General features: G+C 37.4%; 9 protein-coding genes. 7 read left to right on the top strand and 2 right to left on the bottom strand.

Annotated elements, in window-relative coordinates:
* Position 1 precedes the first annotated feature (1 nt).
* The 7 genes from H5090_RS00925 (at position 2) to H5090_RS00895 (ending at position 9809) form a co-directional block, all read left to right on the top strand.
* Entirely contained in the window at positions 2 to 871 is an 870-nt protein-coding gene (locus H5090_RS00925; RefSeq protein WP_002962426.1) for a glycosyltransferase family 2 protein, read from the top strand.
* A gap of 796 nt (positions 872 to 1667) precedes the next feature.
* Complete coding sequence (cysD, locus tag H5090_RS00920; RefSeq protein ID WP_002963147.1) at positions 1668 to 2576, top strand: sulfate adenylyltransferase subunit CysD; 909 nt, start codon at positions 1668 to 1670, stop codon at positions 2574 to 2576.
* A 93-nt stretch (positions 2577 to 2669) separates the two neighbouring features.
* Positions 2670 to 4076, top strand: a complete 1407-nt coding sequence (cysN, locus tag H5090_RS00915; RefSeq protein WP_182694755.1) for a sulfate adenylyltransferase subunit CysN — start codon at positions 2670 to 2672, stop codon at positions 4074 to 4076.
* A gap of 75 nt (positions 4077 to 4151) precedes the next feature.
* On the top strand, positions 4152 to 5882 hold the full coding sequence (locus H5090_RS00910) for an SLC13 family permease (RefSeq protein WP_182694836.1): 1731 nt from the start codon (positions 4152 to 4154) through the stop codon (positions 5880 to 5882).
* Positions 5883 to 5975: 93 nt separating this feature from the next.
* Entirely contained in the window at positions 5976 to 6581 is a 606-nt protein-coding gene (gene cysC, locus H5090_RS00905) for an adenylyl-sulfate kinase (RefSeq protein WP_024596724.1), read from the top strand.
* A gap of 84 nt (positions 6582 to 6665) precedes the next feature.
* Positions 6666 to 7622 (top strand): DHH family phosphoesterase, encoded by a 957-nt coding sequence (locus H5090_RS00900; RefSeq protein ID WP_182694754.1) that lies wholly within the window; start codon positions 6666 to 6668, stop codon positions 7620 to 7622.
* Between the two features lie 1020 nt (positions 7623 to 8642).
* Positions 8643 to 9809: a nucleotide sugar dehydrogenase gene (locus tag H5090_RS00895; RefSeq protein ID WP_024596722.1), complete on the top strand. Its 1167-nt coding sequence runs from the start codon at positions 8643 to 8645 to the stop codon at positions 9807 to 9809.
* A 311-nt stretch (positions 9810 to 10120) separates the two neighbouring features.
* On the opposite strand, the gene H5090_RS00890 is transcribed toward H5090_RS00895, so the two are convergent.
* Both H5090_RS00890 and H5090_RS00885 read right to left on the bottom strand, forming a co-directional pair.
* Entirely contained in the window at positions 10121 to 11563 is a 1443-nt protein-coding gene (locus tag H5090_RS00890; protein ID WP_182694753.1) for a capsule assembly Wzi family protein, read from the bottom strand.
* A 495-nt stretch (positions 11564 to 12058) separates the two neighbouring features.
* Complete coding sequence (locus H5090_RS00885; protein ID WP_002960842.1) at positions 12059 to 14074, bottom strand: methyl-accepting chemotaxis protein; 2016 nt, start codon at positions 14072 to 14074, stop codon at positions 12059 to 12061.
* Between the last annotated feature and the right edge of the window lie 68 nt (positions 14075 to 14142).

The following is a 14142-nucleotide window of genomic DNA, read 5'->3' as shown; positions in this document are numbered from 1 at the left end:
TATGATTGGTGCAGTTTTAGTTGTTTATAAGCCCGACCTAGCGTTAACAGAACGATTATTAACGCGTTTATATGGGCAAACAGAAGAAGTGGTTATAGTTGATAATAGCCCAACCCCTCACGATTTCACAAAAGTAATTAGTCATTACCATTATATTCATCTTGCTGATAACTCGGGTATTGCGCATGCGCATAATGCTGGGCTTATTTATCTTTTAAAAGCAGGGTGTGAGTATGCAATTTTACTTGACCAAGACAGCTTAATACCTACTGATATGGTTTTCAATTTAAGCAGCTTGCTTAAGGCATCTACTAAAGTGAAGCAAAATGTAGTTGCTATTGGCCCTAGAATTCGTTGTAGTTTTTCAGATAAAAAAGTAAACCCTATGGTTCAAAAAGAGGTGTTTGAATACGACGACCTAGTTGGTGTTACTCAAATTATTGCTTCAGGGATGATGATAGATTTAAGCGCTCTTGATCATATAGGTTTAAAAGACGAATCTTTATTTATTGATGGGGTTGACCATGAATGGTGCTGGCGTGCTCGAAGTATGGGGTTTGATATTGCTAAAGCCAAAAATATAGAAATGGTTCATCGTTTAGGAGACTCTCGCAGTAAGTTTGTGGGTATAACTTATAAAGTTGGTGCCCCAATTAGGCTGTATTATCAGTTTAGAAATATTTTATTGTTGAGCCGCAGGGCTTACGTTCCAAATTATTGGAAAGTAAGGTGTTTGTTTTTTATGCCGATTCGCTTTTTTTTAAATTCTGTTATGCAAAAAAATAGACGTAAGCGCTTTGGGTTTATGCTCAAAGGTATTTACGATGGATTGCTAGGTAGAAAAGGCTCTTATGATAAACATTGGAAATAGTATAAAAAGAGCGACTATATAGGTTTTGTAATCACTCATAAAATGAGTAACTACCACCACTGAGAAGAAAGGGAGAAGTGAAAGAGAAGAGCTAATAACTTCTCTGTGTAGCGCGAAGTGCTTCTGTGCTCTCGGTGGTAAAAATGTTTTGGGCTAAATGCTCATAAAGTAATTAAGACATTATTATCACCACAGAGAACACAGAGAAGTGAAAGAGAAGAGCTAATAACTTCTCTGTGTAGCGCGAAGCGCCTCAGTGTTCTCGGTGGTAAAAATGTTTTGTAGGTGAGGTTTTATACCTCGCTTAAAGTGTAAGTAATTAAGACATTATCACCACCACCGAGAAGACAAGGAGAAGTGAAAGAGAAGATCTAATAACTTCTCTGTGTAGCGCGAAGCGCATCTGTGTTCTCGGTGGTAAAAATGTTTTGTAGGTGAGGTTTTATACCTCGCTTATAGAGTAAGTAATTAAGACATTATTATCACCACAGAGAAGTGAAAGAGAAGAGCTAATAACTTCTCAGTGTAGCGCGAAGCGCCTCGGTGTTCTCGGTGGTAAAATGTTTTGTAGGTGAGGTTTTATACCTCGCTTATAGAGTAAATAAGGATTATTTACTCTCTTGATGATGCACGCAGCACCTTAGTGAAGAATATAGTACTATGAACGCATACTTGCGCATTGAATGCGGTGTTTATAATATTTAAACTAGTACGCATAATAGTTTTAGTTTAGCCAAATAATATTTTAATAATTGGCTTGGATGGATTTTGATAATTTAGGATATAAACAAACGTTATGAATGAAGAAAAGTTAACTCACCTTAAGGCCCTCGAAGCCGAATCAATTCATATAATGCGTGAAGTAGCCGCAGAATTTGATAATCCAGTAATGCTTTACTCTGTTGGTAAAGACTCTTCGGTATTACTACATTTAGCACGTAAAGCTTTTTATCCAGGTAAAATACCTTTTCCGTTAATGCACGTAGATACAAACTGGAAATTTAAAGAAATGATTCAGTTTAGAGATCAAATGGCTGAAAAGCATGGTTTCGATTTAATCGTTCATAAAAATCCTGAAGGTTTAGAAATGGGGATTAGCCCATTTGTTCATGGTAGTGCTAAACATACTGACATTATGAAAACTCAAGGTTTAAAGCAAGCCCTTGATATGAATGGTTTTGATGCTGCATTTGGTGGTGCTCGTCGCGATGAAGAAAAATCTCGTGCTAAAGAGCGTGTTTATTCATTCCGTGATAAAAACCATCGTTGGGATCCTAAAAACCAACGCCCAGAACTTTGGAATGTTTATAACAGCAAAGTCGATAAAGGTGAAAGCATTCGCGTATTCCCACTTAGCAATTGGACTGAGTTAGATATTTGGCAATATATTTACCTTGAAGGTATTGAAATTCCGTCATTATATTTTGCACAAGAGCGTCCTGTTGTTGAGCGTGATGGCACATTAATTATGGTTGATGATGAACGAATGGAGCTTGAAAAAGGCGAAGAAGTTCAGCAAAAAATGGTTCGCTTTAGAACATTGGGTTGTTATCCATTAACTGGTGCTGTTGAGTCTGTGGCTCAAACATTACCTGAAATTATCCAAGAAATGCTGCTTTGTACTACGTCAGAGCGCCAAGGCAGAGTAATCGATAACGATTCAGCTGGTTCTATGGAAAAGAAAAAAATGGAAGGTTATTTCTAACCATACGTTAGAAGCTTTAAGAGACAAGTTATTACTAAATTATAAATAACTACTTGTTATTAACCTATTACGAACCAAATTTCAGAGAAAATTATGTCACAAGATACAAACTTACTTGCAACCGATATTGAAGCTTATTTAAAAGTACACGAAAACAAAGATATGCTGCGTATTTTAACCTGCGGCAGTGTAGATGATGGTAAATCAACGTTAATTGGCCGCTTACTTTACGACAGCAAAATGATCTTTGAAGATCAGATGGCTGCTATCGAAAAAGATTCAAAACGCTTTAACACTACAGACAACGATTTTGACTTAGCGCTTTTAGTTGATGGCCTTCAGTCGGAGCGTGAGCAAGGTATTACAATTGATGTTGCATATAGATACTTTGCAACGGATCAACGTAAATTTATTATTGCTGATACGCCAGGGCATGAGCAATATACTCGTAATATGGCAACGGGCGCTTCAACATGTGATTTAGCAATTATTTTGATTGATGCTCGCCATGGTGTGCAAGTTCAAACACGTCGCCATAGCTATATTTGTTCTTTGTTAGGAATTAAAAATGTAGTTATTGCTATTAATAAAATGGATGCAGTTGGTTACGAGCAATCTATTTATCAAAACATTAAAAAAGATTACCGAGAGTTTGCTGAAAAATTATCTTTTGATGATATACGTTTTGTACCAATTTCGGCACTGCGTGGTGATAACGTAGTAAATGAAAGTGAAGCGATGTCTTGGTATCCTGGTTCTACGCTAATGAAGCTTTTAAACACGGTTTCAGTGACACATGCTAAAAATGATGAATTTAGACTGCAAGTACAATATGTTAACCGCCCTAATTTAGATTTTCGTGGCTTTAGCGGCACTATAGCTGCTGGCGATATTAGAGTGGGGGATACTGTTGCGTCATTACCTTCAGGTAAAGAAAGTAAAGTTAAATCAATAGTTACTTTTGATGGCAACCTTGAAAAAGCTTCTGCGGGTATGGCTATTACATTAACGCTTGAAGATGAAATTGATGTAAGTCGTGGCGATATGCTAGTGCGCCCTCATCAAAAACCTCATTCATCTGCTAATTTAGAAGCTGATGTGGTTTGGATGACTGAAGAAGCATTACAAGTTGACCGTGAGTATGAAATAAAAGTTGGCAGTAAGTCTGTTTTTGGCCACGTAGAAGCTGTTAACTATAAAGTTGACGTGAATACGCTAGAGCAAAAAGAAGCGTCGCAGCTAAACTTAAATGAGATTGGTAACTGTCAATTTGCTTTAACAGCACCTGTACAATTTGATGCTTATGATATTAATAAACACACAGGAGCGTTTATTATTATTGATCGCTTAACTAACGTAACTGTTGGTGCTGGGATGATACGTAAGCCTCTGGATGCTAAAACGAATAAATCGCAAAGCCAACACTCTGTTTTTGAAGTTGAGTTTAATGCGTTGGTTCGTAAACACTTTCCTCATTGGGATGCAAAAGTAATCCGATAGATTGCTCGTGCTAAGCATTGCGGGCTTTTTTAGCCCGCACTTTTGTTTTATTAACTATGGATGGCTACTATAATTATGCCATTAGATGCTTATCTAACGCTTTTTATTTTTGCACTTACGGTTACTGGATTAATTGTTATTCAAGGAAGGCCTGTCGCTGTTTTTGGAGCGACACTTATTGCTTTGATAGCTTGTGATTTGGTTACTAAAGAGCAATTTTTAACAAGTATTGCAAACCCTGGTTTAGTGACTTTAATTTTACTTGTATTGTGCTCTTTAGCACTTGAAAAAACACGTTTGTTAAGGGTTGTAGCATCTAAAATAATTGTGAGTAGTTACCATTCTACTTGGTTTAGGTTATTTGGAGTTACTACACTTTTTTCGTCTATTTTAAATAATACAGCTGTTGTCGCTACGTTACTTTCTCCTATACGTAATAATCCTCACCACTTTTCGAGTAAACTACTTTTACCTCTTTCCTACGCTTCTATTTTAGGTGGTACTTTAACACTTATAGGAACGTCAACTAATTTGATTGTTAACTCAATGTATATTGAGGCTTCTGGACGTTCACTGTCGTTTTTTTCGTTCACAGCAATTGGGGCTATTTTAGTTGTTTGCTGTGGTGTTGTTATGTATTTTTGCACGAATATGTTACCCAGTATTGAGCAAAAAAAGGCGACCTCTGAAGGGTATTTTATTGATGCTAAGGTTGCTGAAAACTCTGAGCTTATCGGGCGTTCCGTTGAAGCTAATGGCTTGAGGCATTTAGAGTCATTGTTTTTAGTTGAAATAGTGAGAAAGGGGCACTTAATTAGTCCTGTGTCTCCTTCGGAGGTTATACAGTGCTCTGATAGGCTTATATTTTGTGGCGAAGTTACTAAGTTACTTCAGCTTGGACAATTTACAGGCTTAGAGATTTTTGCTGAAAAAAACGGTACGTTAAATAGCAATTTAACTGAAGTAGTGGTTAGACAGGAAAGTATTATTGTTGGTAAAACCTTAAAAACAACAGGTTTTAGAGCTTTATTTGATGCCGCTGTAGTTGCAATTAGACGCGATGGTGAGCAGGTCTCTGGAAAGTTAGGGGATGTTGTAATTCGTTCTGGTGACTTTTTAGTCTTAGCGGTGGGTAAAGATTACAAAACAAGAACCAATATTAATAAAAACTTTTTAGTACTTTCTGGTGTTGAGCCTGAATCAAGAATAAATGGGTGGCGTGCTTGGCTATCTATTGGTGGGTTTATTTCAATCATTGTACTGGCCGCTTTTGGTATTCTAGATTTATTAGAAGGTTTAGTATTATTACTCGGAGCGTTATTATTCACTCATAGTTTAACTACGAATGAGCTGGTTAGACGCTTTCCAGTTGATATTTGGTTAGTTGTTTCGTCGGCAATTTTGCTTTCAAATGCTTTAGTTAATTCTGGTGTAGTAGTTACATTAGGCGATTTTATTGGCCAGTATAACGATCCGAGTTATGTATATATTGCTTTAATTTTTGTTTATATAGCAACTTGGTTAATGACTGAGTTTGTGACTAATAACGCGGCAGCTGCATTAATGTTTCCTATAGGTTATACCATTGCGCTTGGGTTTGGAGTAGATGTATTGCCGTTTGTTATGACAGTAGCTTTTGCTGCAAGTGGAAGCTTTATAAGCCCTTATGGTTATCAAACTAATTTAATGGTTTTTAATGCCGGTAACTATAGATTAAATGACTTTGTTAAAATGGGCTTACCTGTCAGTGTTGTTTATGCAGTGGTTGTTTTAGTTTGTATTCCGGTGTTTTTTCCGTTTAAGTAGACATGTAATGGACTATGGTGTCACATTTTAAATTATATTACGTCGGTGTGGGGTTACCTCGGGCCGTACAAGAATAAAAGGTAAGGTATATTAATGAGCCAGGATGAAAATATAGTATGGCACACGCAAACGGTGTCACGAGAACAAAAGCAAGGTCATAAAGGACATAAGCCGGTTTTGCTTTGGTATACGGGATTAAGTGGCTCAGGTAAATCGACTATTGCTAATGCGGTGGAATCAAAATTATTTGAATTAGGTTGTCATACTTATTTGTTAGATGGTGACAATGTTCGTATGGGTCTAAATAAAGGGCTCACATTTAGCGATGAAGACCGTATTGAAAATATCCGTCGTATTAGTGAAGTTGCTAAGTTATTTGTTGATGCTGGCTTAATAGTGTCGACAGCATTTATTTCTCCATTTGCTACAGATCGTGCCCAGGCTCGCAGTATTATGGCCAACGGTGAGTTTATTGAGGTGTTTATTGATACTCCAATAGAAGTATGCGAAAGCCGCGATCCTAAAGGTTTGTATAAAAAAGCGAGAGCTGGCGAAATACCTAACTTTACGGGGATTAGCTCTGCTTTTGATGTACCAATATCACCAGAGTTACATGTAAAAACAGCACAGCAAAGTATTGAACAAAGTGTTGAGCAAATTATTCAGTATTTAAAAGAAAAAGAAGTTATAAAATTATAGGTATTCAGACTTTAATACCTGAATAATTTAAAGATTAACCGCTTAGTTAAGCAAAGTACTTTGTTTTCTGACTTTGAGACTATTATGAAATACGATGTTTTTAATGGTGATGCTGATGGTATTATCGCATTACTTCAGTTACAACTCGCTAATCCGACAGACACAGTTAAAGTAACTGGGGTTAAGCGTGATATTCAGTTACTAAAAAAAGTAACACCACAATCAGGCGACTGTATTCGTGTGCTTGATATTTCAATGGAAAAAAATATGCCAGCACTTCATGATGCTTTAACGGCTGGCGCTAAAGTTATGTATGTTGACCATCACAAAGCAGGTGACATTCCTAATCACGCAAATTTATTTCCTCATATAGATCTGGATGCAAATATGTGCACCAGTTTAATTGTGAGTGATTTACTTAATAATCAATTCCACCTGTGGGCAATTACTGCTGCATATGGGGATAATTTATTTGCAAAGGCTGATGCTGAAGCTGATAAGTTAAAACTGAGTGAATTACAAAAATCGCAGCTAAAGGCATTTGGCACGTATATTAATTATAATGGTTATGGGAGTGAAGTTGCTGATTTACATTTTTCTCCAGAAGATCTTTACGAGCAACTTTTGCAATATAAATCGCCGCTTGATGCCATTAACGATGAAAACTCTGCTTACTATACTTTAGAGCGTGCTTATAAAGCTGATATGAAAAAAGCTGCAGGAGCCAAAGTCCTGCATGATTGTGATACTGCCAAAGTTATTTTATTAGATGATGAGCCTTGGGCGCGTCGTGTTAGTGGTGTATTAGGTAATGATTTAGCTAACCAAGCTCCGACTAAAGCGCATGGTGTTGTTACAAGCAATAATAAGGGAAGTTATACTGTTAGTGTACGCGCTCCGCTTAGTAATAAGCAGGGAGCTGTTGATATATGTAGTAAGTTTGCAACTGGTGGTGGGCGAGCGGCTGCTGCTGGAATTAATGAGCTGCCTGAGTCGCAACTTTCAAGTTTTATAACTGAACTAGTAGGTTACTATAAGTAATGTATTTATATGAGTTCTAAATCTTATTTATTAAGTGAATTCACAAAGTGAATAAGTAATAGTTATCAACACAGAGGGTACAGAGAAGTGAAGGAGAGGAGCTAATAACTTCTCCGTGGAGCGCGAAGCGCCTCGGTGCTCTCGGTGGTAGAATTGTTTTGGGCTAAATGCTAATAAAGTGATTAAGACATTATTATCACCACCGAGAAGATAAGGAGAAGTGAAAGAGAAGATCTAAGAACTTCTTTGTGTAGCGCGAAGCGCCTCTGTGCTCTCGGTGGTAAAATTGTTTTGGGCTAAATGCTCATAAAGTAATTAAGACATTATTATCACCACCGAGAAGACAAGGTGAAGTGAAAGAGAAGATCTAATAACTTCTCTGTGTAGCGCGAAGCGCCTCTGTGCTCTCGGTGGTAAAATTGTTTTGGGCTAAATACTCATTAAGTGATTAAGACATTATTATCACCACCGAGAAGACAAGGAGAAGTAAAAGAGAAGATCTAATAACTTCTCCGTGTAGCGCGAAGCGCCTCTGTGCTCTCGGTGGTAAAATTGTTTTGGGCTAAATACTCATTAAGTGATTAAGACATTATTATCACCCCCGAGAAGACAAGGAGAAGTGAAGGAGAAGATCAAATAACTTCTCTGTGTAGCGCGAAGCGCCTCTGTGTTCTCGGTGGTAAAATTGTTTTGGGCTAAATACTCATAAAGTGATTAAGACATTAAGACATTATTATCACCACCGAGAAGACAAGGAGAAGTGAAAGAGAAGATCTAATAACTTCTCTGTGTAGCGCGAAGCGCCTCTGTGTTCTCGGTGGTAAAATTGTTTTGGGCTAAATGCTCATAAAGTAATTAAGACATTATTATCACCACCTAGAAGACAAGGAGAAGTGAAGGAGAAGATCTAATAACTTCTCGATGTAGTACCTCTGTGTTATGGGTGATAAAATTGTTTTTAAGTGAACGCTCATAAAGTAAAATTAGAATGATTAACACTATAAATATTAAGGGAATAAAATGAAAATTGCCGTTGTAGGTACAGGCTATGTAGGCCTTTCTAATGCTATGTTGTTAGCACAACACAATGAAGTGGTTGCATTAGATATAGACGAACACAAAATTGCGCTTTTAAACAATAAGCAATCGCCTATTGTTGATACTGAAATTAGTGATTTTTTAACACGCAGTGATTTAAATTTTACAGCCACAACTGATAAAGTAGCCGCATACAAAAATGCCGATTTTGTAATTATTGCGACTCCAACCGATTACGATGTTGAAAATAACTACTTTAATACAAGCTCTGTAGAGGCTGTAATTAAAGATGCGATAGCGCATAACCCAAATGCAGTTATGGTGATTAAGTCGACTATACCGGTTGGTTTTACGCAAAATATTAAAGAGACGTTGGGTATTAGTAATTTAATATTTTCACCAGAGTTTTTACGTGAAGGTAAAGCGCTACACGATAACCTATACCCATCGCGTATTGTTGTTGGTGAGCAAAGTGAGCGCGCCAGTGTATTTGCTAACTTACTTAAGCAAGGCGCTATCAAAGAAGATATTGAAGTACTTTTTACTGACTCAACTGAAGCCGAAGCTATTAAGTTGTTCTCAAACACTTATTTAGCAATGCGTGTAGCTTACTTTAATGAGCTTGATAGCTACGCTGAAGCACATGGCTTAAACTCTAAGCAAATTATACAGGGTGTTAGTTTAGACCCACGTATTGGTGATCATTACAATAATCCATCGTTTGGATATGGCGGTTACTGCTTACCAAAAGACACTAAGCAGTTACGTGCAAATTATGCAAATGTACCAAACAACATTATTGGTGCGATTGTTGATGCTAATACGACACGTAAAGACTTTATTGCGGACTCAATAATTAAGCGTAGCCCTAAAGTGGTTGGCGTGTATCGTTTAGTAATGAAAACAGGGTCTGATAACTTTAGAGCTTCTGCTATTCAAGGTATTATGAAGCGCATTAAAGCTAAAGGTATTGAGGTAGTAGTTTACGAGCCAGTACTTGAAGAAAATGAGTTTTATCACTCTCGCGTAATTAAAGACTTAAATGAATTCAAGCAAATATCTGACGTTGTTGTATCTAACCGTATGGTTGAAGAGCTCAGTGATATTGCAGACAAAGTTTATACACGCGATTTATTTGGTAGCGATTAAACTACTAACAAACTATTAGCTTCTTATTGTTTAATACGTATGTAACCCCGTGGTAATCACGGGGTTTTTTATATCTATATAGTGTGAAGGTCTATAGCATTAAGTGCTATACATTTTATTTGGCTTAATAACAATAATACTTAATAAATTTGAGGGGTTAAATCTGACGCTAACTGTGTTAAAAATTCCGATATATAACAAATAAATAACGAAATTTTTGTCTTGTTACCAACACGATTTTATTACCTCAAAATAGATCACCTAATTAAGCGAATTGATATAATTTAAATGTAAGCACAAAACAGCTATTACTAATTAAAATTGGCCGTAACACCTAATTTAGCAAATGAGTCACCGTATACATCCTCACCGCCATAAAAATCTACACCCCAGCTTTTAACTCCCCAAGCTGCTCTAGAAAGCTTTCTATTATAAGTTATTTGTAACTCATAGCTGGTCGTATAAACATCACTTTTGTTTTTTAAACTGCTGAATGTAGTTTGCAGGCTCTCTTTTCGATTCAATTGCCAGTTCCAATTTAAGCTAACGGCCTTAGCAGCAACATAGTCGTCGTAGATATGCTCATCACCAGCCCAGTGGCCAATTACATTGCCGTTATTTCTATTTCCATCTAGATATATACCATTGGCATACCAAAGCTCTTGCCAGTTACTGTGTTCGATGCGTAAGCTGTGTTTGTCGCTGATAAATGGAAGAAATAAACCAAAGCTATATGCATTATTACGATCCCCTCCAAGGGTGTCTTCTAATGCTATTTCTGCATATAGTTCATAAGGTGTATCATAGAGTGTGTTCGAATACTCAAAAGCAATAGCACCTAGTTGATCACCTAATTCAAAGTTAACGTCGTTTGTGTCATCTTCGCCAACATTATCTTTGCTTCCGGGGCTAAAAAAACCTTCAGCAAAATCTTTTAATGATACATCTCTTGGTCCCCCACCGAACTGCATGAGACGGCTTAAACTGACAGTCAGATTGTCAGTTATTGCTAAGCTAGTATGTAGGCCGAATAAGTAAGGTTTTCCGGGTTCATACTCTCGATCTTCTGCGTTTTCGACTCTTTTGTTTTTTAAGATACCTCTTTGCTCAGAGAGTTGAGTAATAAACATATCGTATCGAATATTAAAGCTAGTTATGGGGGTTACATTACTTATGGATATAGACGGAGTTGTTTCGGCTTGTGTGCTGAGTAACATTGCGCTGTTGTTAAAAGGTGAATACCAATGCTCTCTATAACCGATATCTAGTTGTGCATATTTGAAGCCTAAGTACATGATACTTTGCGTTAGTAATATTTCATCCTCGTTGGCTATACCCACAGCACTCATACCGAAGTAATCACCAAAATTAGAATAAGCACCACCTTCAACTATTAGGTTTGTTTTTGTTGTTTGGCCGCGTTGATTTGGTATGTTCTTTTCATTCGTGCCTGCTGATAAAGTTACTTTAGCAAGAGTGGTTGCGCTTGATTGTATATAAGGATTAATTTGATAAGTAAGTGTGTGATAAAGCTCAGGGTAGTCATACCTTATGGTTTGTAATATTCGATAAATATCGTGAGATTTATAAGGTTTACTCATAATGTGTGTGTTTTTACTTACAGCTAAAAGTTGTTGTACTAAGTGCTCAAGTTCTGGGGCTTGATTTAAAGGTAAGTAGGGTGATACGCCACCTTTAGCAACAGCATTTGCACTGATTGCCATCCCGATAAACAGTGATATTTTTTTGAGCATAATTATTCCGTTAGCAAAAATTTGTTTAAGTAAAAACGTTAACGCGAGGTTAGCAATAAACGCCTAAGTAAGGAAGAAAAAAGCGATATATTAGTAGTTAGTAATTGGTATATATAAGTTGTAGGTGAGGTTTTATACCTCGCTTATAGAGCATGATTAAGGCATTATTATCACCACCGAGAAGACAAGGAGAAGTGAAAGAGAAGACCTAATAACTTCTCAGTGTAGCGCGAAGCGCCTCTGTGTCCTCGGTGGTAGAATTGTTTTGGGCTAAATGCTCATAAAGTGATTAAGACATTATTATCACCACCGAGAAGGCATGGAGAAGTGAAAGAGAAGATCTAATAACTTCAATGTGTAGTGCGAAGCAGCTCTGTGCCGTAGGTGCTAGAATTGTTATGTAGGTGAGGTTTTACATTTTGCTTTTAAAGGTCTCATAAACAAAAAAACCGGTGGTGCATAGTACCATCGGTTTTTTTAATCGTTTTAGTAAACTTAAACTTTAAATTCGTCTACCGACAAGCGAAGTTCTTCAGCAAGTTTTGCTACTTCTGAACTTGAGATATTAGTTTGGTTTGCGCCTTCGGCTGTTTGCTCTGCAATGGCTACAATCGACTCAAGGCGTTCGCTAATTTCTTGTGCTACTTGTTGTTGCTCAAGTGCTGCAGTCGAAATTTCTTCACTTACGTCGTGAGCTTGCGAAACCGCAAATGTAATCGAATCAAGTGCGCTACTTGCTAGGTCGGTTTGCTCAACACACGATACCGCACGTTGCTTACCTTTGCTCATTGCCGTTACGGCAGCTTCAGCGCCTGTTTGTAGCGATTCAATCATTGATTGTATCTCTTGGGTTGACTCTTGAGTTTTACTTGCTAGAGAGCGTACTTCGTCAGCTACAACAGCAAAGCCTCGGCCGTATTCGCCAGCTCGTGCAGCTTCAATTGCGGCATTTAGTGCAAGTAGGTTAGTTTGATCCGCTATTCCGCGTATTACATCTAAAATGCTGCCTATTGATGCGCTATCTTGATGCAGTTTATTAATGACTTGTGAGGCGTCGTCTACTTCACGTGCTAGCTGTTCAATCGTAGCTTTATTGTTATTCGAAATACCTTTAACGCGTTCAGCTTCTTTATCAGCATTTTTAATTTCGCTAAGCGCTTGTTGAGCGCTGTTACTAACTGTTTGCGATGTACTGCTCATTTCGGTTGTTGCAGTAGCTGCTTGTTCAACTTGTGCTTGTTGGTTACGAATTGCTTGGCTTGATTCTGAGGTAATGGCCGATGTTTGCTCTGATGCTGCTGCAAGTTGAGTAGAGCGCGAAATAATACCTTTAATTAGGCTGCGTAGGCTGTCAATTAGTGTATTACAACTTTTAGATAGTTCGCCAAACTCGTCTTGAGCGCTATCGTCTAAACGTTGTGTCATGTCGCCACTTGCAACAATATCTAAAATGCGATTAACTTCGGCAAGTGGTTTAGTAATGCGGCTAACAGTAATAATGGCAATCACAATTGCTAAAAGAGTGGCTATAACCATACCAACCCAGGTCCATAAATTAGCTGAGTCTACATCGCTGCGCACACCTTGTTGTAATTTAAACGCAACGTCACTCGCTTGATTAACTAGTTCGTCAATTTGGTTAAGTGCCATTTTGGTGGCTTGTTCTGACTGTGCAAGCTCTGATTGCGTAAGCGTAATTGAATCAATTAAACGTTTTTTGTTTGCCGCTAAGCTGTTACTGCCCTTTATGTTATTTTCTAAAATATCAACATACTCTTTTAGGCTTGAATATAAGTCGCTATGCGTTTGCTCTATTGCTGGCTTAATTAAATCAACGGTGCGTACTACTTCTTCAAGGTAATACGTTTGCTCGTTTTTAACAATATCGAGAGTATTAAGCGTTTTAACAGTTAGCATGTCGGTGCTGTTACTAACTACCGACATAAAGTTGTTTTCTAAATTATTTGCAGCTTGATAAGCGCGAGGGTGGTTTTGTTCAAACCCGTCAATGTCGATAATGTCGAGTACAACAGAGTTAGCATCTTCTGCACTTAGTTCTATATTTTCTAATTGTGCTTTTAATGTTTTATTTAATGCTAGTTGCTTGCCTTTATCTGCTAATAAATTTTCAACGGTGCTTAAAAAGCTTAAATAAGTTTTTTCTACATTTTGGCTACTTTGATTAAGTGCAGCATCGTTTTTTACTACGTCTTGAAGCTCACGGTGCAGCGTGTTGAATTGCTGTTTTTGTTCAAGGACTTGTGCTTTTATTGGTGCAAGCTCATTGGCTGATGTAGTGTAAAAGCTCGCTTGAGCGGCTTTGCTCATTAAAATAAATTCGGCTTGTAGCTCAGAGCTTTTATTTAATGCTGGGAGTGATAGTTGGTTCACTTTTTGAGTGGAACGGTCAATATTTGCAATTTTTATTAAGGAATTACCACCAATTATTAATAATAATAGTGTGATAAATATAAAACCACCCCAAATACGCTGGCTTACTGTCAGGTTCATAAGATTTCCACTCAAAAAGTACTTCAATTAAGACTTATCGGCGTTTGTACCAATAAGTTAAGTAATTA

The organism is Pseudoalteromonas sp. SR43-5 (genome assembly GCF_014163835.1).
GTDB lineage: Bacteria > Pseudomonadota > Gammaproteobacteria > Enterobacterales > Alteromonadaceae > Pseudoalteromonas > Pseudoalteromonas distincta.
Note: the sequence above shows the minus strand (reverse complement) of the source record. Positions and strands in the feature narration are given on the sequence as shown.

Coding starts and splice junctions, on each gene's coding strand:
- H5090_RS00900 (WP_182694754.1), top strand. CDS start 6,666: ATGAAATACGATGTTTTTAATGGTGATGCTGATGGTATTATCGCATTA.
- H5090_RS00895 (WP_024596722.1), top strand. CDS start 8,643: ATGAAAATTGCCGTTGTAGGTACAGGCTATGTAGGCCTTTCTAATGCT.
- H5090_RS00890 (WP_182694753.1), bottom strand. CDS start 11,563: ATGCTCAAAAAAATATCACTGTTTATCGGGATGGCAATCAGTGCAAAT.
- cysN (WP_182694755.1), top strand. CDS start 2,670: ATGTCACAAGATACAAACTTACTTGCAACCGATATTGAAGCTTATTTA.
- H5090_RS00885 (WP_002960842.1), bottom strand. CDS start 14,074: ATGAACCTGACAGTAAGCCAGCGTATTTGGGGTGGTTTTATATTTATC.
- cysD (WP_002963147.1), top strand. CDS start 1,668: ATGAATGAAGAAAAGTTAACTCACCTTAAGGCCCTCGAAGCCGAATCA.
- H5090_RS00910 (WP_182694836.1), top strand. CDS start 4,152: ATGCCATTAGATGCTTATCTAACGCTTTTTATTTTTGCACTTACGGTT.
- H5090_RS00925 (WP_002962426.1), top strand. CDS start 2: ATGATTGGTGCAGTTTTAGTTGTTTATAAGCCCGACCTAGCGTTAACA.
- cysC (WP_024596724.1), top strand. CDS start 5,976: ATGAGCCAGGATGAAAATATAGTATGGCACACGCAAACGGTGTCACGA.